Here is a 20,483-nt window from a genome sequence, read left to right as displayed (position 1 = left end):
TGCACCGCCGGGCAAACCTCGGCGCCGCGACCCCTCACGAATCGAGCAGTCCCCGGATGTCGTCCGCGGTCAGCGCCTGCGAGAACAGCGCCTCATCGTCCATCACAGCCGTGAACAGCCGTGCTTTGCGCTGCTGAAGGGCGAGCACCTTCTCCTCGATCGTCCCGGCGGCGATCAGCCGGTACACGAACACCCGGCGGGTCTGGCCGATGCGGTGTGTGCGATCGATGGCCTGCGATTCCGCAGCGGGGTTCCACCACGGGTCGAGCAGGAAGACGTAGTCCGCCTCGGTGAGTGTCAGACCGAAGCCGCCTGCTTTGAGGCTGATCAGGAACACCGGCTGCTCGCCGTCGCGGAAGCCGTCGATCACCTCGCTGCGCCGCCGCGTGGAGCCGTCCAGGTGCACATGCTCCACGCCGGCGGCGGAGAGCCGCTCGGCGGCGAGATCGAGGAAGCTGGTGAACTGGCTGAACACCAGGGCGCGGTGCCCTTCTGCCCGCAGCTCCTGCACGTAGTCCAGCAGCACGTCCAGCTTGCTGGAGCCGATCGCCGCGTCGGTGGCGTCGATCAGCCCGGGGGCGATCGCCAGCATCCGCAGCATGGTGAGCGAGCGGAACACGATGAAGCGGTTGCGGTCCAGATCGGCGAGCAGCCCCAGCAGCTTCTGCCGCTCCCGCTGCAGCACCGCGTCGTAGCGGGCGCGGTGCGCGGGCGAGAGCTCCACGAACACCTCCTGCACCTGCTTCTCGGGCAGGTCGGCGGCGACGAGCTCCTTCGTGCGGCGCAGCATGAGCGGACGGATGCGGCGTCGCAGCCTCTCCAGCCGCAGCTGTCGATACTCGCCGCCCTCCTCGTTCTCGGGCACTTTGCCCTTCTCGATCGGCTGCACGTAGTCCTCCCGGAACTTCCGGGCGGAGGGGAACAGTCCGGGCGCGGTGAGGGAGAACAGCGCCCACAGGTCGGTCAGACTGTTCTCCAGCGGCGTGCCGGTCACGGCGATCTTCACCCGCGCGCGCAGCGCCGCGATGGCCTTGTGGGCCTTCGTCGCGGGATTCTTCGCGAACTGCGCCTCATCGAGGATCACGCCCGCCCAGTCGATCTCCGCGTACTCCTCGTCGTCGAGCCGAAGCAGTGTGTACGAGGTGACGATCACGTCGGCGTGCTCCACGGCATCCGCAATCCGCTCTCCTCGCCGTGCCGCCGTCCCTTCGATGATCCGCATCCGCAGCCCAGGTGCGAAGCGACCCGCTTCGCTGCGCCAGGTGGCCAGCACCGAGGTCGGCGCCACCACGAGGAACGGGCGCTTCTCCCCCGTCTCTCGAGTGTGTGTGATCAGTGACAGCAGCTGCAGAGTCTTACCCAGCCCCATGTCGTCGGCCAGGATGCCGCCCAGTCCGTGCTCCCAGAGGAAGGCGAGCCAGTCGAATCCCTGCTTCTGATACGGACGCAGCTGCGCGGTCAATGTGCCCGGCACCTCCGTCGCCGGCACCTGCTGCACGTCACGCAGTCCTTCGGCGAGAGCCCGCCACGACACGGCCGGCTCGGACTGATCGGCGAGGTCTTCGAAGTCTGCCCACAGCGCGGTCTGGTGCCTGCTGATCCTCGGTGCGGTCTCCCACTCCGTCAGGTCGGCCGCCTCGTCGATCAGCTCACGCAGCGTCTGCAGCGCCGGGTGCGCCAGGGAGAAGTAGCTGCCATCCACGAGCAGCAGCTTGGTGCGCCGCATGCTGAGAGCGGTGAACAGGGGCGTGAAGGGGATGGAGATCCCGTCGATCTTCACGATCACGCCCAGGTCGAACCAGTCCGGATCGGGCGAGTCGACCGTGGACACCGTGATCTGCGGCGATCCGGACAGTTCGCGGTACTTCTTGCGCCGCCCCGTGACGACCACGCGCACGTCGCTGTCCTCGAAAGCGGGCAGCACCGTGGTCGCCCATTCCGCCGTGGCGACACCGGTGTGCACCGCACGTGCCCGGAAGGGCTGATCGGTGGCCGACGCCCAGATGCGCTCCAGCATGCGCAGCGTCTCACGCTCCGCATCCGGGTCGCGGACCGGATGCCCGGGCGCGACCGGCTCGTCGAGCACGATCGGCGCGGTATCCACGACCGGTACTGCCCCGTGCCCGGCATACTCCCACTCGAAGCGATACTCGAGACGGTCCGAAGCGCCGAAACTCACCCGCAGCACCGGTGTCGGCCTGATCGGATCGGGCAGCTTCAGCCCGGTCGCCTCGACCGCAGCCTGCCGGGCGATGACCGGATACGCCTCCGCGAGGAACAGCCCGCGGTCCCCTGCCGGCACGGCGATGGGTTCGGATGCCGTGATCGCAGCACGCACAGCGCCGCTGAGTGGCACCTGCGCCAGTGCGACCTCGATCGTCGCGCCGACGACCTGCCAGCGGTAGAGACCGGTGCTGCCGATGGGCCGGAGGGATCGGGCCGTCACGGACTCGTCGTCGATGCGCACGTCGGCGGCGACGACGAGCCCACCGTCATCGGTAGGGGCGATGCGGATGCCGGCGGACGCGCTCCGTGCGACGTGCACGGTCGTGTGCTTCTGCGCAGCGATCAGCGGGATGCCCACGTCGGCGAGCGTGCGCAGATGCTCCCACAGCAGCGGCGACTCCACCCTGTCGAGCGGGATCCAGTCGGTGGCCGTGCCCGAGAGCAGCGAATCTCGCGCGACGGCGAGGAAGTCGGTGAACCAGCGGGCCTGTGCGGCGTCGAAGCGACCGCTGGGACGCCGGAGCACGTCCCAGCCGGCATCCCCCTGAATCCACTTGCCCGTCGATTCGCTGCGCATGAGCGGTCGCACGGCCAGCTGCACCTCACCGTGCTCCCGTACCAGCTCGCGCGGCACTGCCGTTCGTGCCGGCGCGGAACCCCACCGATCCTGTGCACGCGACGGACGGATGCGCAGTTCGGCGCCGAGCGCGAGAGGCACCGAGTGCCGAGTAGTCACGGTGGGCTCTGCGATGAGCCGGCGCCATGCGGCTCGCTGATTCTCGCGCTGCAGCCGACCGGCGGCTTCGGCGTCATCCTCCGCATCGGGCGCCACCAGCAGCGCGGCGACCACATGCTTGCACGCCAGCCGCACAGGACACGAGCACGCCGACGCGAGGATCATGCCGCCGCGGAACCGCACCGCACACCGGTAGGGCGCGGGCTCGGAGCCGTAGACGTCAGCGTTCAGCGTCTGCGACCCGGCATCCCACACGGTGCGCTCCACGCGGCCCCGGCGCGCGTAGTCCACTCCGCGCCGGTATCCGCCGTCGCCGGCCAGGCTGCGCAACTGCTGCGCGGTGACCCGGGGGATGCTCATCTGTGCATGCTCTCTCGGACCTCCGACACGCCGGTGACGTCAGCGGAACGCCCCACCGAGTTCAGCGTGAGCGATCGATGCGCGCGAGCACACCGTGCACGAAGGCGCCGGAGTCCTCTGTGGAGAGCTCTTTGGCCAGTTCCACGGCCTCGTCGATGGCGACGGCGGTGGGCACCTCGTCGTTGTACAAGATCTCCCAGGCCGCGATGCGCAGCAGGGCGCGGTCGACGGCAGGCATCCGTTCCAGCTTCCAGTCACGGCTGTGCGTGGTGATCTGCTCGTCGATCTCGTCGCGATGGTCGATGATGCCGTCCACGATCTCGCGGGCGTACAGCCACGAGCTCTGTCGTGACGGCTCGTTCGCCGCGCGCGCAGCGGCGGCCGCCAGTGACACGGAGACCTCTTCCCCGCGCACGTCGGCGGAGAAGAGGATGTCGAGGGCGCGCTTGCGCGCCTTGGTGCGTGCGCTCAAAGTCGGTCGCCGGCGTCAGTCGTTGACGCGGCCGAGGTAGTCACCCGTGCGGGTGTCGACCTTGACGCGCGTGCCCTGCTCGAGGAACAGCGGAACCTGGATCTCGTAGCCGGTCTCGAGGGTGGCGGGCTTGGTGCCGGCCGAGGAGCGGTCTCCCTGCAGACCGGGCTCGGTGTAGGTGACTTCGAGGACGACGGATGCCGGCAGCTCGATGTACAGCGGGTTGCCGTTGTTCAAGGCGATCTGCACCTGCTGGTTCTCCAGCATGAAGTGCGCGGCGTCGCCCACGGTCGCGGCGGGCACGTTGATCTGGTCGTAGTCCTCCTGGTCCATGAACACGAAGCTGTCGCCGTCGGTGTACAGGTAGGTGAAGTCACGGCGGTCGACGTTCTCGATCTCGATCTTCGTGCCGGCGTTGTAGGTCTTGTCGACGGTCTTGCCTGAGACGACGTTCTTCAGCTTGGTGCGGACGAACGCGCCGCCCTTGCCGGGCTTGACGTGCTGGAACTCCACCACGCTCCAGAGCTGTCCGTCGATCTTGATGACGACGCCGTTCCTGATGTCTGCGGTGGATGCCATGCTGGTGCGAGTCCGTTCGTGTCGAAGGTTCGAGGGCCGGGCGCGGATGCGCGCAGAGAAAAGTGGCCGAGAATCGATTCTAACGGATGCCGAAGATCGGCCCGCGGTCAAACGTGAATCAGGCCTCAGCGGACCGAGTCGCCGATCAGCACCACGAGCTCACGCACTGCCTCGGCGTAGCCGTTGATGCCCTTGCCCACGACCCGTACCGCGGCGACGTCCTCCAGGTAGGAGAAGTGCCGGAACGACTCGCGGGCGTAGACGTCGGAGATGTGCACCTCGGCGAACGGCAGGCTGACGCCGGTGAGAGCGTCGCGCAGCGCCACCGAGGTGTGTGTCAGTCCGCCTGGGTTGATGACGATTCCCGCGCAGTCCTCACGGACGGCGTGGATCGCGTCGATCAGCTCGCCCTCGTGATTGCTCTGCATAGCGCGGACCTCGTAGCCGAGACCGTCGGCGACCTCCGCGACCAGCTGCTCGATATCGGCAAGCGTCGCGGTGCCGTACACCTCCGGCTCGCGGGTGCCGAGCAGGTTGAGGTTGGGACCGTTCACGAGCAGCAGGCGACGAGTTTCGGGCACGATCCGCACACTATCAGCGTCTTCGCCCCGGAGCCCGCGTCATGACCGCGGTGTCACGAGCGGAAGGAACACCTCGTCGACGATCGCCTCGATGACCGCGTCGCCGACCTCGTGCATCGTCATCATCAGCTCGTGCCGGAAGAGGTCGAACGCGACGGTCTTCACCCGTGGCGAGAGACGCTCGGGGTCGGCCTCCCCGCGCTCCACGGCGCGCTCGAGGATCTGCTCGGTCGCCGGCCGCAGACCCGTGGTCTGCAGGAACATCTCGCGCACGTCTGCGAAACTGCGCCCGTAGTCGGAGTAGTACGACGCGATCAGCACGCTCAGCAGCGGAGCGAGGCGCCCGCGCGTGGCGTTGGATCGACGCAGCAGCTCGATCATGTCCGAGCGGAGCGACCCGGTGTCCGGCACAGACGGGCGTCCCCGGCTCAGGCTCGCGGCGAGCGTCGCCTCCAGCAGAGCACCCCGGTCAGGCCACCGCCGATAGACGACCGACCTGCTGGTGCCCGCACGCTCCGCCACCGCCTCGATCGTGAAGCTGCCGTATCCTGCATCGACGAGCTGATCCCAGGCCGCCGAGAGAATCGCGTCGTCGAGCTCCGGTCCCCGTCGCCGCGACGTCTTCTCAAGGTCCATTTGTGTATCTTATCTCCGCGGCGTACGATCGTCCCTCGTTAGATACATACATGTCTCTTATGAGGAGCCGCATGACCAGCAGCCGGAGCTTCGCACTCCCCCGCGACGCCATCGTCACAGCCTTCGTGCTCGTCGCAGGCGGACTGGCCGTCATCTTCGACGGCACGATCATGAGCATCGCTCTCAACTCGCTGTCCGTCGACCTCCGGGTACCGATCAGCACGATCCAGTGGGTGACCACCGGCTACCTGCTGGCACTGGCTGTCGCCATCCCGGTCGTGGGCTGGGCGCAGGCCCGCTTCGGCGGCAAACGCGTATGGATGAGCGCCCTCACACTGTTCATGCTGACTTCCGTGGCCTGCAGCTTCGCCGGCGATGCCACGATGCTGATCGTCTTCCGAGTGGTGCAGGGCATCGGCGGAGGCCTGATGATGCCGCTGATGGCGACCCTCGCGATCCAGCAGGTGCCCAAGGGAGCCTCGATGGGGCGCCTGATGGCGATGGTGAGTCTGCCTGCGGCTCTGGGACCTATCCTCGGCCCGACCATCGGCGGGCTGCTGCTGAACACCCTCGGCTGGCGATCGATCTTCTGGGTGAACGTGCCCCTGTGCCTGATCGGACTCGCTCTGGCCTGGCACTTCATCCCCTCCGACTCTCCGCGCGGCAGACCTCAGCTGGACTGGCTGGGAGTGCTGCTGGTCTCGCCCGGCGTCGCCGGCGCGCTCTACGGGCTGTCGAACGCAACCGCGGAAGGCGGACCCGCTCGCCTGGACGTCTGGGCGCCCCTCGCGGGTGGACTCGCCCTGCTCGTCGTGTTCGCCTGGCACCAGATCCGACGAGGCACCGCCGCGCTGATCGACGTCGGGTTGCTGCGCACGAGGTCCGTGGCCTCCGCGACCGTGGTGCTGTTCCTCTCCAGCGTCGCCGTGTACGGCGGGATGCTGCTGCTGCCGCTGTTCTTCCAGGTGGTGCGCGGCGCGGACGCACTCACCGCGGGGCTGCTCCTCATCCCGCAGGGCATCGGGGCGCTGCTCAGCCGTACGCTGGCCGGTCGTCTCACCGACTCGATCGGAGCGCGAACGGTCGCGATGGGAGGGTTCCTGGTGCTCGCCGTCGCCACGATCCCGTTCGCCTTCGCAGGACCGGGCACGAACGAACTGTGGCTGATGGCGGTGCTACTGATCCGAGGCTTTGGAATGGGCGCGGTGATGATCCCCGTCATGTCCGTCGCCTACGTCGATCTCGACCGTGACTCCGTGCCACACGCCAGCATCCTCACCCGACTCGGCCAGCAGCTCGGCGGGGCCTTCGGGACGGCGGTGCTCGCCGTGATTCTCGAAGCCGCGGCAGGTGGCGGAGCCGTCACCGCGACGGCCGGAGGTTTCGCCACGGCCTTCTGGTGGGCGACCGGACTGTCAGCGATCGCGATCCTGGTCTGCGCGCTGCTGCCCAAGGTACGCGTTCCCGAGCCCGTCACCGAGGGCGAGGGTCAGCCCGCGACCTCCTGATACGCGGCGAACAACAGCGACTCGTCGGGGGCCTGCAGCACCGTCGGCTTGGCGATGTCGTCGAGAAGAACGAAACGCAGCATTCCGCCGCGGGCCTTCTTGTCGCGCTGCATCGTCGCCAGCAGCGTCTGCCAGGCTCCGGCGCGATAGGTGGTCGGCAGTCCCAGCGACTCCAGCACTGTGCGATGACGTTCGGCTGCCGCATCCGACAGACGGCCGGCCAGGCGCGACAGCTCCGCCGCATACATCATCCCGATCGAGACCGCCGCGCCGTGCCGCCACTGGTAGCGCTCGCTGTGCTCGATCGCGTGGCCCAGGGTGTGTCCGTAGTTGAGGATCTCGCGCTGACCCGCCTCGCGGAAGTCGCTCGAGACGACCTGCGCCTTCATCTCGATGGCCAGCTCGACCGTGCGCCGGAACTCGTCGGTGGCGGTGTCGACGGCCCGCTGCGGATCGGCTTCGATGATGTCCAGGATCTCCGGCGCCCAGATGAAGCCGGCCTTCACGACCTCGGCATATCCGGCGGTCGCCTCGTTGGCAGTCAGGCTCCCCAGCTGATCGAGATCGCCGATCACAGCACGGGGTGCCCAGAACGCTCCGACCAGGTTCTTGCCCTCGTTGGTGTTCACGCCGGTCTTTCCGCCGACAGCGGCATCGACCAGCCCCAGCACGGTGGTAGGCACCTGCACGACCTGCACCCCGCGCAGCCAGGTCGCGGCGACAAAGCCGGCCAGGTCGGTGACGGCGCCGCCGCCGTATCCGACGACGGCGTCGGTGCGGGTGAAGTCGGCCTGTCCCATGATCTGCCAGCAGAACGCCGCGACCTCGATGCGCTTGCCCTGCTCGGCATCCGGGATCTCCGCCACGAGCACCTCGAGGGCACCATCGGCCATCAGCCGCTCGCGCAGCTCGGCCGCGCGGTTTGCGAGGGTGGGCGGGTGGACCACCAGCACCTTCCGCACAGCGGGATCCAGCGCCGTCCGCACCCGATCGAGGATGTCCCGCCCCACGACGATGTCGTACGCGGCCTGCCCTGTCACGCTGATGGTCTTGACGCTCATTCCTGTTCCTTCCTCCATGCGGCGACCTGCTCCGCCAGCATCCGCATCGGACGACGGGATGTGTCGACCGTGAGGTCCGCGACCTCCTGATACCAGTCGCGGCGTGCGGCGAAGATCGCCTGCCATCGTTCCAGCGGGTCGTCCTCGCCGGCCAGCAGCGGTCGGCCCGCGCCGCGGATCCGGTTCGCCACTGCCTCGACGCTGACCGTCAGGAAGACGACCGGATGCTGTGCGAGCAGGGCGCGCGTGCCGGCATCCGTCACCGCTCCGCCGCCCAGCGAGACCACGCCGCCCTCGGAGACCGCCGCGGCGACTGCGGCGCGCTCCAGCTCGCGGAAGTGCTGTTCGCCGTGTTCAGCAAAAATCTGCGGGATCGGGCCATGTTCGGCCGCGATCCTCTTGTCGGTGTCGATGAACGGCACCTCGAGCAGCCGGGCTACTCTGCGGCCCACGCTCGTCTTGCCCGCGGCCATCGGGCCGACGAGCACCAGAGTCAGCGGGTGGTCGGGCCGCTCAGGAGAGCTCATCATGGGCGAGCAGCGCCGCCTCCGATGCGGGTGCGGTGCGCAGCGTCTCCGGAATCGCCTCGAGATAGCCGTCCAGATTACGGCGGGTCTCGCGGATGCTGTCACCGCCGAACTTCTCGAGGATCGAGTTCGCCAGCTCGATCGCCACCATGGCCTCCGCCACCACGCCCGATGCGGGCACGGCGCACACGTCCGAGCGCTGGTGGTGCGCGGTCGCGGCCTCGCCGGAGGCGACGTCGATCGTGCGCAGTGAATGCGGCACCGTGGCGATCGGCTTCATGCCCGCGCGAACCCGCAGCACGGTCCCGGTGGTCATGCCGCCCTCCGTGCCACCCGCGCGGTCCGAGCCGCGGGTGATGCCGCTCTCGGTCTCGAACAGCTCGTCATGCGCTGCGGAGCCGCGACGGCGCGTGGTCTCGAAGCCGTCTCCGACCTCGACGCCCTTGATGGCCTGGATGCTCATCAGCGCCTGCGCGAGACGCCCGTCCAGCCGGCGATCCCAGTGCACGTGCGAGCCGACCCCCGGGGGCAGACCGTACGCCAGCACCTCGACGATGCCGCCGAGCGTGTCGCCGTCCTTGCGCGCATCGTCCACCTCGGCGACCATCAGGGCGGACGTGGCGGGGTCGAAGCACCGCAGCGGGTCGGCATCCAGCGCGTCGACGTCGTCGGGTGTGGGAAGCGCCGAGCCGTCCGGCACGCGCACCGGGCCGATCGAGAGCGTGTGGCTGACCAGGCGGATGCCGAGCTCGGACAGGAACGAACGGGCGACGGCGCCCAGTGCCACCCGCGCCGCCGTCTCACGGGCGCTCGCGCGCTCGAGGATGGGCCGGGCCTCGTCGAAGTCATACTTCTGCATGCCCACCAGATCGGCGTGGCCGGGGCGCGGACGGGTGAGCGCGGCGCCGCGGCCGCGGGACTTCTCGGTCAACTCTGTGGGGGCCGGGTTCATCACCTCGGTCCACTTCGGCCACTCGGTGTTCCCGATGCGCAGCGCGATCGGGCTGCCCAGGCTTTTGCCGTGCCGCACTCCGCCGGAGATCGTCAGCTCGTCCTGTTCGAACTTCATCCGCGATCCGCGCCCGTAGCCGAGTTTGCGGCGCTGCAGGTCGGCCTGGATGTCTTCTGCGAGGACGGGGACGCCCGAGGGCAGTCCTTCCATGACGGCGATGAGTTCGGGGCCGTGCGATTCGCCGGCCGTGAGCACGCGGAGCATTGCTCTAGTCTCCCATGGCCGCACGGCGCATAACCGCCACGATGACGTCCTCGTCGGGAAGTGCCCGCTCCTGCTCGCCGTGCAGGAAGATCCTGATCTGCCGCACCGCCTGATACAGCAGCATCTCGAACCCGGAGATCACCGTCTCACCGCCCCACCCCGCGGCCAGTGCCGACGGCCACGGCGCATAGGCGGCTTCGAAGAGAACGCCGCCTGACGACGTCAACGGCGCGGTGACGGTGGGGTCGAGCACGGTGCCGCTGGGCAACGTGGCGATTGTGGCATCGACCTCCTGCGGGGGATGATCGAACGGATGGACGGCGACGGCGACGCCCAGCTCTGAGCCGATGCGCTCCAGGCGACCTGCTGCAGCAGGACGGCGGGCGCGCACGTCGACGATCTCGGCGCCGAGCTCATGTGCGGCGACCAGAGCGGATGCCGCGGTGGCACCGGCCCCCAGGATTCGCACCGAGCGGATGCCCTGGACCTCGGCATTCGTGAACGCGTCGACGATCCCGCCGACATCCGTGTTGAACCCCTGCAGCGTCGATCCCAGGAGCAGTGTGTTGACCGCCCCGGTGAGGCGCGCATGCGCATCCAACTGGTCGGCCGCCGCGTGCGCTGCCTCCTTGAGCGGCATGGTGAGCGAGAGTCCGCGCCAAGTGGCGTCCAGCGCATCGAGTGCCGCGGGAAACCCTGCTGCATCCACCCGTCGGCGGTCGTACGTCCAGTGCAGTCCGAGCGTGCGATAAGCCGCGGCGTGCAGCGCGGGTGAGCGGCTGTGCCCGATGGGGTCGCCCCACACCGCGAGCCTGGTGCGCTCGGTCATTGCTTGCACGCGTAGGCCGGGTTGCCGTTCGCCCGGCACCACTCGCCGAGCTTCTTGATCGCGTTGTTGTGCTCCTGGAGGGTCGTGGAGAAGATCGTCGTCCCGTTGTCGGGATCGACGGTGACGAAGAACAGCCAGGGGCCATCGGCGGGATGCATGGCCGCATCGATCGCCGCCTCGCTGGAGTTGGCGATCGGCGTCGCGGGCAGCCCCTCGATCGCGTAGGTGTTCCAGTCGTTCTCCTGACGCTGCGCGTTCTCGGACGTGTTGGAGGAGCCGGCGTGCAGCTCGCCCGCGCCGTACTGGGAGGTGGAGTCCATCTCCAGTTTCATGCCGATGTCGAGGCGGTTCTCGATGACCCGCGAGACCTTGGTGAAGTCGGGTGTGCGCGCCTCGCGCTCGATGATCGAGGCGATGGTCAGCACGCGCTGTGCGTCGGCATCCGGCACACCGACCTTCTTCAGAGCCTCACGGGTGCGATCCACCATCCGCTGGATGACCTCGTCGGCGGTCACCCCCGGGTCGAAGGTGTAGACCGCGGGGAACAGCCATCCCTCCAGGCTCTTCGCCTGCACTCGATACGCCGCGGGATCGGCGACAGCGGCCTCCAACTCGTCGAGCGGGATGCCGACGCCGTCGACGATGCGTGGCAGGGAGGAGGCGACGGTGCCGCCCTCGGCGATCCGCACGGTGTTCTCCATGCGGGTCTCCGGGTCGCCCAGCGCCTCCAGCGCGGCCGCCGCGGTCATCTTCTTCTGCAGCTTGTACACGCCCGGGTAGAAGGTTGCTCCGGGGTTCTCCTTGAGCAGGTACTCGTAGAACACGCGATCGGTCTTCGTGACCCCGGCCTGGAACAGCGCGGTCGACACCGGAGAGCCGGTATCGCCCTTCTTGATCGTGACGAGTGCCTCGCCGGTGGCCTGGCCTGGCTCGTAGTCCTTCGGCTCGCCCCAGCCCATCATGTCGTTGATCTTGTCCTGGTACGTGTTGTACACCCAGGCGCCCCCTGCGGCCATCCCGCCCAGGACGACCAGGACGATGATCAGTCCGATCAGACATCCGCGGCCGCGCTTCCGCTTCGGCACGCGCACGTGCCGCTCCGGCGCGAAGATCGCGTCCAGCGGGCTCTCTTCGACGGGGTTCTGCGCAGCGATCTCCGGTGCTCCGGGCTCAGCCGGGGAAGGCTGACTCGGGTCGGGCCCGTCCGCTGCGGCATCCGGTGTGGTCGATGCCCGTGCGGCATCCGGCTGCTGCTGCTGCGCTTCACGACGCGCGCGGCGTGAGCCGGGTGCAGGTCGGTCCCCGCTCTCGGGTGCGCGGTGCGGCGACGAAGCCGCCGCCGGCAGGTGGTCGAACAGGTCGCCGAGTCCCGATGACGGTGAGGACTCGTCAGGATCAGGCATCGTCGGAGGGCTCCTCATCCAGTTCGATCAGCACACCGGCGGGGTTTCCGGTGCTCTTCTCGGTGTCCACCGCCTGCTGCAGGAGCACGACTGCGGCCACCTGATCGACAATGCTACGAGAGTTCTTCTGAGATCTTCCCGATGAGCGCAGGGCGGCATGCGCGCTCACCGTGCTCAGCCGCTCATCGACCAGGCGCACCGAGATCCCGGTGCGCTTCGCCAGCTGTCCCGCGAACTCCCGTGCATCCGTGGTGGATGCCGTGTCCTCTCCGCGCATGTTGACCGGCAGGCCGACGACGAACTCCAGTGGCTCCCACTCCCGTGCCAGTTCGGCGAGCCGATCGATCGAGGTCTGCGAACGCGGCACGGTCTCCACTGGAACCGCGAGCATCCCGTCCGGATCGCAGCGGGCGACCCCGACACGTGCCTTCCCGACGTCGATGCCGAGGCGCGTCCCGCGACGGAATCCGCTCACGCCCCTGCGAGCTCCGAGACCACGGCCGCCAACGCGGCGTCCAGGGCGGAGGCATCCGTGCCGCCTCCCTGTGCGACGTCGTCCTTGCCGCCTCCCCCGCCGCCGAGCACGCCTGCGGCGATGCGCACAAGCGCACCGGCCTTTGCCCCGGCCGCCCGTGCGGCGTCGTTCGTCGCCACCACGACGATCGGGCGGCCGTTGGCCACGCCCCCGAACGCCACGACGGCGGCATCCGCCCCCAGGCGCTCGCGCACGCTCAACGCGAGCGTGCGCACGTCGTCGGCCGAGCCGACCTCGCCCAGCGACGTCGCAGCCACCCGGTAGGAGCCGACCGGTTGCGCGGCCTCGGCGAGGGCGGGAACTCGGCCGGCGCGCTCCTTCGCCTCGAACTGCGCGATGCGCTTCTCGGCGGCCTTGAGGTTCGCCTGCAGCTCCTCGATGCGCGTCGACAGCTGGTCGCGAGGCGCCTTCAATGCAGCGGACAGCTGAGAGACGACAGTGCGCTCAGCGGCCAGCTCGCGGAAGGCGTCCTGGCCGACCAGTGCCTCGATGCGACGGTTGGACGCCCCGATCGAGGACTCTCCGACGACGCTGACCAGCCCGATCTCCGCGCTCGAGGACACGTGCGTACCGGCGCACAGCTCACGCGACCACGGCCCGCCGATGTCGACCATCCGCACCACATCGCCGTACTTCTCACCGAACAGCGCCATGGCGCCGGCTTCCTTGGCCTCGTCGAGCGAGACGATGCGGGTGGTCACCTCGAGGGCGTCGTTCACGGCACGGTTGGTGATGTCCTCGATCTCGGAGCGCGTCTCCGCCGAGAGCGGCTGGGCCCAGGAGAAGTCGAAGCGCATGTAGCCCGCGCGGTTCAACGACCCCGCCTGGGTCGCCGTCCGGCCCAGGGTGTCGCGCAGTGCCGCGTGCACGAGGTGCGTCGCCGAGTGCGCCTGCCGGGCGGCCCGCCGATTCGCCGCGTCGACCACGGTGGTGGCGTGGTCATCCACGGCCACGCTGCCGGAGTCGACGTGCACGGTGTGACTGATCAGACCGGCCACGGGGCGCTGCACGTCGAGGACGTCCAGCTCGAACCCTGCTCCTACGATCGTGCCCTTGTCGGCGACCTGGCCACCGGATTCGGCGTACAGGGTCGTCTCGGCGAGGATCACCTCGGCCACGTCGCCCTCCGCGGCCGTCTGCGCCGGGTGGCCGTCGACGATGATCCCCAGCACCCGGGATTCGGTCTGCAGCTCCGTGTAGCCGGCGAAGCCGGTCTCACCGAGCGCACGGAACTGCCGGTATACCGACACGTCGGCGAACTGCCGCTTGCGGTTGCGCGCATCGGCCTTGGCACGCTCGCGCTGCCCGCGCATGAGGTCATCGAACGCTGAGCGGTCGACGTCCAGACCCGCCTCCTCGGCCACTTCGAGGGTCAGGTCGATCGGGAAGCCGTAGGTGTCGTGCAGCAGGAACGCCTCGGATCCGCTCAGCGTCGTCCCGCCCGCCTTCTTCGTCTCGCCCAGCGCCAGGTCGAGGATGGTCGACCCCTGTGCGAGAGTGCGACGGAAGGTCTCCTCCTCGGCGAACGCCGCGGCCGACAGGATCGACCAATCCCGCTCCAGTTCGGGATAGGTCACCTTCATGGCATCTCGCGAGGCGGCGAAGAGCTCGGGGAAGACCGGCTCGTCAACGCCCAGCAGCCGCATCGCGCGCACGCTGCGCCGCATGAGACGACGCAGTACGTAGCCGCGGCCCTCGTTCGAGGGGCGAACGCCGTCGGAGAGCAGCATCAGCGAGGAGCGCACGTGATCGGCGACGACGCGGAAACGCACATCGTCCTGGTGAACGGCGCCGTAGCGACGACCCGACAGCTCGACGGCACGGTCGAGCACCGGACGCACCTGGTCGGACTCGTACATGTTCTCGACGCCCTGCTTCAGGAACGCGACGCGCTCCAGTCCCATGCCGGTGTCGATGTTCTTCTGCGGCAGGTCGCCGGTGATGTCGAACTCAGTGCCGCTGCGGACGTTCTCGATGAAGTCCTGCATGAACACGAGGTTCCAGATCTCCAGGAACCTCGTGTCGTCGACGGCGGGGCCGCCGTCCTTGCCGTAGGAGGGACCGCGATCGAAGAAGATCTCCGAGTCCGGCCCACCGGGCCCGGGCTGGCCGGTGTTCCAGTAGTTGTCGGCGCGGCCCAGCCGCTGGATCCGCTCGGGCTTCAAGCCGATGATGTCGCGCCAGATCGACTCGGCCTCGTCGTCGGTCTCATAGACGGTGACCCAGAGATCCTTCTCATCGAAGCCGAGTCCGCCGTCCGACTCGGAGGAGGTGAGCAGCTCCCAGGCGTAGCGGATCGCGCCTTCCTTGAAGTAGTCGCCGAAGGACCAGTTGCCGAGCATCTGGAAGAAGGTGCCGTGCCGCGCGGTCTTGCCGACTTCTTCGATGTCGTTGGTGCGGATGCACTTCTGCAGATCTGCGATGCGCGGGTGAGGAGAAGGAACCACTCCGGTGAGGTAGGGGATGAACGGCACCATGCCCGCCACTGTGAACAGCAGCGACGGGTCGTCGCTGACCAGTGACGCGGATGGGACGATGACGTGGTCGTTCTTCTCGAAGAAGTCGAGGTAGCGCTGCGCGATGTCCGCAGTTCTCATAGTGCTCTCAGGTGTCCTTGCGTGGCGGAGCCGCGCCCTGGGACGCGGCGGAATGGTTCGTGGTCAGTCGTCTGCGGGCTCCGCCAGGCGTGCCTCCTGCTGGCGGTACGCCTCACCGAGAACGCCGGCGAATTCCGAGATGCGCGCGTCGATGTCGGCGAAGATCTCCTGACCACGCGGGTCCTTGTTCATGAAGTGCGCGGCGACGAACCCGCCGATCACACCGATCAGGAACCAGAGCAGATTCTTCATTCCGCCATCCTACGACGAGAGGCGCCGGGGATTCCCCGGCGCCTCTCGCGTTGCTGTGCGCTGGACGCGTCAGCGAGCCGCGTAGTACTCGACGACGAGCTGCACTTCACAGGTCACGGGGACCTCGGCGCGCTTCGGGCGACGAACCAGGCGTGCCTGCAGCTTGTCGAGCTCGACCTCGAGGTAGCCGGGAACGGGAGGCAGCACCTCGGCGTGACCGCCGGCGGCTGCGACCTGGAAGGGCTCGAGGCCCTCGCTCTTGGGCTTGACGTGGATGAGCTGGCCCGGCTTCACGCGGAAGGACGGGCGGTCGACGAGCTGGCCGTCGACGAGGATGTGACGGTGCACGACCAGCTGACGGGCCTGTGCGGTGGTGCGGGCGAAGCCGGCGCGCACGACGAGTGCATCCAGCCGCATCTCGAGCAGCTCGACCAGGTTCTCACCGGTCAGGCCGTCCTTGCGGCGGGCCTCGTTGAACGCGATGCGCAGCTGCTTCTCGCGGATGCCGTACTGCTCGCGCAGACGCTGCTTCTCGCGCAGCCGGACGGCGTAGTCGCTGTCGGCCTTGCGCTTGGTGCGGCCGTGCTCACCGGGAGCGTAGGGACGCTTCTCGAGGTAGCGGGCGGCCTTCGGGGTGAGCGGGATGCCCAGCGCGCGGCTGAGACGGACCTTGCGGCGGTCCTGGGACTTCGTGACCACGAAGTATTCCTTCCGTGACGTGGACGCGTCTTTCACGTCTCACGGGCGTATCGCCTCGATTCCGCCTTCGGGCCGCGCACGCCGGGGCGCGTCGAGAAGTGGTTCAGGAGTGGAGGGATGCCCGAAAACTGGGTTTCGAGCCGCTCAATGCTAACAGATCCACCTGCACTGCTCATCCGACCGGTTGAAGCACGGATCTCACGATGACCGTGCCGACCCCGTAGGCCTGATCCATCTCCTGCTGGAGAGCGCCATCGTCGTGGATGACCTGCAGGTCGATGCGCCCCGCCCTGGTGTTCGGAGCAGCCATGAGAACCTGATGGCTGCCGCTCTGCGGCATCAGCTCACTCATGACGGACAGCAGATCGGCTTCGGTGCGCTCCGCGGCGGTGACGCACAGCATCCCGCCCCAGACCTCGGTCAGCGCGGTCTCCGCTGCCGTGACGTCGCCGACGACGGTGACGTTGACGATCGTGAGCTCCGGGTGCGGCGCGGTCTCCGCCAGCTGCTGTTCGGGAGTGGCCTCGGCGCCGACGGACGGGATGCGGGAGCGGTCGACCCACGAGGCCGCGTACCCGGGCAGCGTCATCGCCCGTTCGAAGACCCGCTGCATGCTCTCCGCCGTCGTGCGTGCGGCATCGCGCACCTGCCATCCGCCTTCAGGAGGATCGCACGGCGTGGAGAAGTCCGCCTCTCCCGACCAGGATCCGGCTGAGGTCGCCCCTCCCTCATTCCCGGGACGCACGTCTGCCGGACGGAAGGTGAACGCGTCTGCGTCGTAACTGCCGGTGAGGGTGAAGCTCCCCCATCGCACCCCTGCGGCCTCGGTGTACGCGCCCGACCACTCGGCCCAGTCCCAGCCGATCACGCCGGGGCCGCCGCACTGCGGCGGCAGGGACGTCGCAATCGCGCCCAGGCACAGCTTCGCACCATCGCCGGCATCGAGCACGGTGACGGCGCGGGGTGTCCGCAGCATCCCCTCGGCAGCGGCCGAAGGCACAGAGGTGGAGTGTCCGCCGGATGCCGGTGGTGAGGCGCAGCCCGCCAGCATCAGCCCCGCAGCGACCATGCCCAGCAGCGCGGTACCGCGCCTCGACCATCTCGCCATCTGCTCACCCTTCCCCGGCGGCGCCCCGTCACGCCTCACTCTGGAGTGTCCGAACGGCGCCGGTCGTCTCACCGTCCGCCGAGGATCCGCCGGATGCGCTCGAGACGAGCGGACACGTCGCGCTCGGCGCCCAGGTTCTTCGGCTCGTAGTAGCGGCGGCCGACCAGCTCGTCCGGCAGATACTGCTGGGGCAGGATGCCGGCATCGCTGTCGTGCGGATACCGGTATCCCTTGCCGTGGCCGAGCCGTTTCGCGCCCGCATAGTGCGCGTCGCGCAGATGGATCGGCACGCGTCCGAAGCCTCCCGCACGTACGTCGGCGATCGCCTGGTCGACGGCCAGATACGCCGCATTCGATTTCGCTGTGGTCGCCAGATAGATGGTCGCCTCGGCGAGGGGATGCGCCCTTCCGGCATCCCGATGAAGGCCACGGCATCCGCCGCCGCCGTCGCGATCGTGAGCGCCTGTGGATCTGCCAGGCCGATGTCCTCCGCAGCGGAGATGACCAGACGGCGGGCGATGAAGCGCGGATCCTCCCCCGCCTCGATCATCCTCGCCAGGTAGTGCACCGCGGCATCCGGATCCGAGCCTCGGATCGACTTGATGAACGCGCTGATCACGTCGTAGTGCTCATCGCCCTGCCGGTCGTAGCGCAGCAGCGCACGATCGACCGCCTGCGCGACGTCGTCGGCGCTCACCTCGACCGTGTCCTCGGCCTCGCCTCGGGACATCGCCACCGAAGCCGCCGCCTCCAGCCCGGTCAGCGCCCGCCTCGCATCGCCGGAGGCGAGGTGGATCAGCGACGCACGTGCATCGTCGGCGACGGCGACCGCACCGGCGAGCCCCCGCGCATCGGAGACCGCACGATCCACGAGCAGTCCGATGTCGTCGTCGGTGAGCGGCTGCAGGGTGAGCAGCAGCGACCGCGACAGCAGCGGGGATATCACCGAGAACGACGGGTTCTCGGTGGTGGCGGCGATGAGGATCACCCAGCCGTTCTCGACCCCCGGGAGCAGCGCATCCTGCTGGGCCTTGGTGAACCGGTGGATCTCATCGAGGAACAGGATCGTCGTCTGGCCGTACAGGTCGCGGTTGGTGATGGCCTCCTGCATCACCTCGCGTACGTCCTTGACCCCGGCGGTGATGGCGGAGAGCTCCACGAAACGACGCCCGGAGGACCGGGCGATCGCCTGAGCCAGCGTCGTCTTGCCGGTGCCGGGCGGGCCCCACAGGATGATCGAGACAGCACCGGGCGAAGACGCATCCGGATCCGCCAGAGCGACGATCGGCGAACCTGCGCGCAGCAGATGCGCCTGTCCCGCGACCTCGTCGAGCGTGACCGGCCGCATGCGCACGGCCAGTGGCGTCTGGCCCGAGAGCAGAGGAGCGGAGGTCATCGCTCCAGGTTAGCCGCGGGGACCGACAGCGGCGTGCCCCGGTAGGCTCGACAGCGTTCGGGCGCCCATCGGCGTCATGGCCTGTCGGAGAGGAACGAGATGGCGGCACGCGGCTCCCGCGACGCGCAGCGCGCGCGGACGGAGGCGGAACGTGCGCGGCTCTATGCCGCGCGCACCACATGGCACGCGAATCAGAAGCGCAGACGGGTGCGCGACACCGTCATCGCCGTTGTCGTCGGCGGACTGATCGTGGTCGGCGCCATCGTCAGTCAGACCGTGCACGCGCAGGTGAGCGCCCCGTCTTCGGCCCCCGCACAGACCACCGGCTCGTGAACTAGGCTGAGCGGAGTCCTTTCCCACTCCCGCGGACAGACCGCGCAAGGAGAACACCGTGTCTGACGACAACGCACCCAAGCCCACCCCGCCGATCCCCGCGCCGCCGCGTCGGCCGATGCCGCGGGTGACCGCCGCTCCCGCCGCACCCGCGGTTCCCGTTCCCGTCCCCTCAGATGCTTCCGAGTGGGGGCGCGTCGCCGAGGACGGCACCGTCGAGGTTCGCGACGGAGACGAATGGCGCCCGGTCGGACAGTACCCCGATGGCACCCCCGAGGAGGCGTTGGCATACTACGCCCGCAAGTTCGACGACTTCGCCGTCAAACTGGGCACGCTGGAGACACGCGCTCAGGCGGGCGGAAGCTCGGCATCCGATCTGACGAAGCAGGCCAAGCGCCTGCAGAGCGAGGTGACGGATGCTGCTGCCGTCGGTGACCTCGCCGGGCTCCGCAGTCGCGTCGAGACCCTGATCGAGTCCTTGTCCGAGGCCACGGCGAAGGAAGCGGAGGCTGCCAAGGAGGCGCTCGACGCCGCGATCGTCGAGCGCACGGGCATCGTGGAGCGTGCAGAGTCGATCGCCGCTCGCGACCTCACGAAGGTGCAGTGGAAGCAGGTCACCGCCGAGATGACCGAGCTGTTCGAGGCGTGGCAGGCGCATCAGCAGACCGGTCCGCGCCTGCCCAAGGGCACGGCGCAGCAGTTGTGGAAGCGTTTCCGCGAGGCGCGGTCGACCGTTGACAAGGCACGCCGCGCGTTCTTCTCCGAGCTGGACGACGTGCATCGTGCGGCGCGCGACGCCAAGTCCCGCCTCGTCGAGCGCGCCGAGGCACTGGCGCCCCGCGGCGTCGACGGCATACCGGCGTATCGAGGCCTGCTGGACGAGTGGAAGGCTTCCGGTCGAGCGGGACGCAAGGCCGACGACGCCCTGTGGGCGCGATTCAAGGCCGCCGGAGACGCGCTGTACGCAGCCCGCGCCGAGCAGGCCGCCGCCGAGGAGGCCGACTCCGCTCCGCGGATCGAGGCGCGAGAAGCGCTCCTGGAGCAGGCCAAGGCAGTCGCCGACGAACCGAACCTCAAGCGCGCACGAGCCCTGCTCACGCGCATCCAGCGGGAATGGGATGACGTGGGCCGGATCTTCCCACGTGATCGCGAGCGCGCACTCGATGATCGGATGCGCTCCATCGAGCAGGCGCTCAAGTCCCGTGAGGACGTCGACTGGAAGAAGAACAACCCCGAGACGAAGGCGCGCGTGGGAGACATGAGCTCGCAGCTCGTGGACGCGATCGAGAAGCTCGAGCAGGAGCTCGCTGAGGCGGAGAAGGCCGGCGATGAGAAGGCCGTGAAGGAAGCCACCGAGGCGCTGGCGGCCCGTCGATCCTGGCTCAGCGCGCTCGGCGGCTGACCCACGTTATCCACAGGCTGAGCCGCG

Annotated in this window: 18 protein-coding genes and 1 pseudogene; 3 read left to right on the top strand and 16 right to left on the bottom strand. The window is 68.8% G+C overall.

Annotated elements, in window-relative coordinates; genetic code table 11:
* Positions 1 to 34: 34 nt before the first annotated feature.
* From QUE33_RS04230 to QUE33_RS04210, 5 genes are all read right to left on the bottom strand, one after another.
* Positions 35 to 3,322 (bottom strand): DEAD/DEAH box helicase, encoded by a 3,288-nt coding sequence (locus QUE33_RS04230; RefSeq protein WP_286302110.1) that lies wholly within the window; start codon positions 3,320 to 3,322, stop codon positions 35 to 37.
* Between the two features lie 61 nt (positions 3,323 to 3,383).
* Entirely contained in the window at positions 3,384 to 3,794 is a 411-nt protein-coding gene (gene nusB / locus QUE33_RS04225; RefSeq protein ID WP_286302108.1) for a transcription antitermination factor NusB, read from the bottom strand.
* A gap of 15 nt (positions 3,795 to 3,809) precedes the next feature.
* On the bottom strand, positions 3,810 to 4,373 hold the full coding sequence (gene efp, locus QUE33_RS04220; RefSeq protein WP_286302106.1) for an elongation factor P: 564 nt from the start codon (positions 4,371 to 4,373) through the stop codon (positions 3,810 to 3,812).
* Between the two features lie 125 nt (positions 4,374 to 4,498).
* Positions 4,499 to 4,954, bottom strand: coding sequence for a type II 3-dehydroquinate dehydratase (aroQ, locus tag QUE33_RS04215; RefSeq protein WP_286302105.1), 456 nt, complete (start codon positions 4,952 to 4,954; stop codon positions 4,499 to 4,501).
* A gap of 39 nt (positions 4,955 to 4,993) precedes the next feature.
* Entirely contained in the window at positions 4,994 to 5,590 is a 597-nt protein-coding gene (locus QUE33_RS04210) for a TetR/AcrR family transcriptional regulator (protein ID WP_286302104.1), read from the bottom strand.
* Between the two features lie 71 nt (positions 5,591 to 5,661).
* On the opposite strand from QUE33_RS04210, the gene QUE33_RS04205 reads away from it, so the two are divergent.
* Positions 5,662 to 7,098 (top strand): MDR family MFS transporter, encoded by a 1,437-nt coding sequence (locus tag QUE33_RS04205; protein WP_286302103.1) that lies wholly within the window; start codon positions 5,662 to 5,664, stop codon positions 7,096 to 7,098.
* Here QUE33_RS04205 and aroB read toward each other — a convergent pair.
* From aroB to QUE33_RS04150, 11 genes and pseudogenes are all read right to left on the bottom strand, one after another.
* A complete protein-coding gene (aroB, locus tag QUE33_RS04200; RefSeq protein WP_286302102.1) occupies positions 7,080 to 8,159 on the bottom strand; it encodes a 3-dehydroquinate synthase in 1,080 nt (359 codons plus the stop codon). The genes QUE33_RS04205 and aroB overlap by 19 nt on opposite strands.
* The gene (locus QUE33_RS04195; RefSeq protein WP_378760696.1) at positions 8,156 to 8,686 is read right to left on the bottom strand and encodes a shikimate kinase; all 531 of its coding nucleotides are present in this window, start codon (positions 8,684 to 8,686) and stop codon (positions 8,156 to 8,158) included. Before QUE33_RS04195 ends, aroB begins: the two co-directional genes overlap by 4 nt.
* A complete protein-coding gene (aroC, locus tag QUE33_RS04190; RefSeq protein ID WP_286302099.1) occupies positions 8,673 to 9,902 on the bottom strand; it encodes a chorismate synthase in 1,230 nt (409 codons plus the stop codon). Before aroC ends, QUE33_RS04195 begins: the two co-directional genes overlap by 14 nt.
* Positions 9,903 to 9,906: 4 nt before the next feature.
* Complete coding sequence (locus tag QUE33_RS04185) at positions 9,907 to 10,731, bottom strand: shikimate dehydrogenase family protein (protein ID WP_286302097.1); 825 nt, start codon at positions 10,729 to 10,731, stop codon at positions 9,907 to 9,909.
* Complete coding sequence (gene mltG, locus QUE33_RS04180; protein ID WP_286302096.1) at positions 10,728 to 12,134, bottom strand: endolytic transglycosylase MltG; 1,407 nt, start codon at positions 12,132 to 12,134, stop codon at positions 10,728 to 10,730. Before mltG ends, QUE33_RS04185 begins: the two co-directional genes overlap by 4 nt.
* A complete protein-coding gene (ruvX, locus tag QUE33_RS04175) occupies positions 12,127 to 12,609 on the bottom strand; it encodes a Holliday junction resolvase RuvX (protein ID WP_286302095.1) in 483 nt (160 codons plus the stop codon). The genes mltG and ruvX overlap by 8 nt, the downstream gene beginning before the upstream one ends.
* Positions 12,606 to 15,266, bottom strand: a complete 2,661-nt coding sequence (alaS, locus tag QUE33_RS04170) for an alanine--tRNA ligase (RefSeq protein WP_286302094.1) — start codon at positions 15,264 to 15,266, stop codon at positions 12,606 to 12,608. The genes ruvX and alaS overlap by 4 nt, the downstream gene beginning before the upstream one ends.
* A gap of 63 nt (positions 15,267 to 15,329) precedes the next feature.
* Entirely contained in the window at positions 15,330 to 15,518 is a 189-nt protein-coding gene (locus QUE33_RS04165) for a hypothetical protein (RefSeq protein ID WP_286302093.1), read from the bottom strand.
* A 69-nt stretch (positions 15,519 to 15,587) separates the two neighbouring features.
* Positions 15,588 to 16,217 carry a 30S ribosomal protein S4 gene (gene rpsD, locus QUE33_RS04160; protein ID WP_286302092.1) on the bottom strand — a complete coding sequence of 210 codons (630 nt, stop codon included), beginning with the start codon at positions 16,215 to 16,217 and terminating at the stop codon, positions 15,588 to 15,590.
* A 172-nt stretch (positions 16,218 to 16,389) separates the two neighbouring features.
* A complete protein-coding gene (locus QUE33_RS04155; RefSeq protein ID WP_286302090.1) occupies positions 16,390 to 17,325 on the bottom strand; it encodes a hypothetical protein in 936 nt (311 codons plus the stop codon).
* 68 nt (positions 17,326 to 17,393) lie between these two features.
* Positions 17,394 to 18,721 (bottom strand): annotated as a pseudogene (locus QUE33_RS04150) (replication-associated recombination protein A).
* 99 nt (positions 18,722 to 18,820) lie between these two features.
* Between QUE33_RS04150 and QUE33_RS04145 the strand changes: the two are divergent.
* Together QUE33_RS04145 and QUE33_RS04140 are read left to right on the top strand one after the other, a co-directional pair.
* On the top strand, positions 18,821 to 19,054 hold the full coding sequence (locus tag QUE33_RS04145; protein WP_286302088.1) for a hypothetical protein: 234 nt from the start codon (positions 18,821 to 18,823) through the stop codon (positions 19,052 to 19,054).
* Positions 19,055 to 19,172: 118 nt separating this feature from the next.
* Positions 19,173 to 20,456 (top strand): DUF349 domain-containing protein, encoded by a 1,284-nt coding sequence (locus tag QUE33_RS04140; protein WP_286303036.1) that lies wholly within the window; start codon positions 19,173 to 19,175, stop codon positions 20,454 to 20,456.
* Positions 20,457 to 20,483: the final 27 nt, after the last annotated feature.

Source organism: Microbacterium suwonense (genome assembly GCF_030296555.1).
In the GTDB taxonomy this organism is placed as follows: Bacteria; Actinomycetota; Actinomycetes; order Actinomycetales; family Microbacteriaceae; genus Microbacterium; species Microbacterium suwonense.
Note: the sequence above shows the minus strand (reverse complement) of the source record. Positions and strands in the feature narration are given on the sequence as shown.

What these genes read in the sequence shown, in the direction of transcription:
- QUE33_RS04230 (WP_286302110.1), bottom strand. Translation starts at nt 3,322, where the DNA reads ATGAGCATCCCCCGGGTCACCGCGCAGCAGTTGCGCAGCCTGGCCGGC.
- efp (WP_286302106.1), bottom strand. Translation starts at nt 4,373, where the DNA reads ATGGCATCCACCGCAGACATCAGGAACGGCGTCGTCATCAAGATCGAC.
- QUE33_RS04210 (WP_286302104.1), bottom strand. Translation starts at nt 5,590, where the DNA reads ATGGACCTTGAGAAGACGTCGCGGCGACGGGGACCGGAGCTCGACGAC.
- QUE33_RS04205 (WP_286302103.1), top strand. Translation starts at nt 5,662, where the DNA reads ATGACCAGCAGCCGGAGCTTCGCACTCCCCCGCGACGCCATCGTCACA.
- aroB (WP_286302102.1), bottom strand. Translation starts at nt 8,159, where the DNA reads ATGAGCGTCAAGACCATCAGCGTGACAGGGCAGGCCGCGTACGACATC.
- QUE33_RS04195 (WP_378760696.1), bottom strand. Translation starts at nt 8,686, where the DNA reads ATGAGCTCTCCTGAGCGGCCCGACCACCCGCTGACTCTGGTGCTCGTC.
- aroC (WP_286302099.1), bottom strand. Translation starts at nt 9,902, where the DNA reads ATGCTCCGCGTGCTCACGGCCGGCGAATCGCACGGCCCCGAACTCATC.
- QUE33_RS04185 (WP_286302097.1), bottom strand. Translation starts at nt 10,731, where the DNA reads ATGACCGAGCGCACCAGGCTCGCGGTGTGGGGCGACCCCATCGGGCAC.
- mltG (WP_286302096.1), bottom strand. Translation starts at nt 12,134, where the DNA reads ATGCCTGATCCTGACGAGTCCTCACCGTCATCGGGACTCGGCGACCTG.
- alaS (WP_286302094.1), bottom strand. Translation starts at nt 15,266, where the DNA reads ATGAGAACTGCGGACATCGCGCAGCGCTACCTCGACTTCTTCGAGAAG.
- QUE33_RS04165 (WP_286302093.1), bottom strand. Translation starts at nt 15,518, where the DNA reads ATGAAGAATCTGCTCTGGTTCCTGATCGGTGTGATCGGCGGGTTCGTC.
- QUE33_RS04155 (WP_286302090.1), bottom strand. Translation starts at nt 17,325, where the DNA reads ATGGCGAGATGGTCGAGGCGCGGTACCGCGCTGCTGGGCATGGTCGCT.
- QUE33_RS04145 (WP_286302088.1), top strand. Translation starts at nt 18,821, where the DNA reads ATGGCGGCACGCGGCTCCCGCGACGCGCAGCGCGCGCGGACGGAGGCG.
- QUE33_RS04140 (WP_286303036.1), top strand. Translation starts at nt 19,173, where the DNA reads ATGCCGCGGGTGACCGCCGCTCCCGCCGCACCCGCGGTTCCCGTTCCC.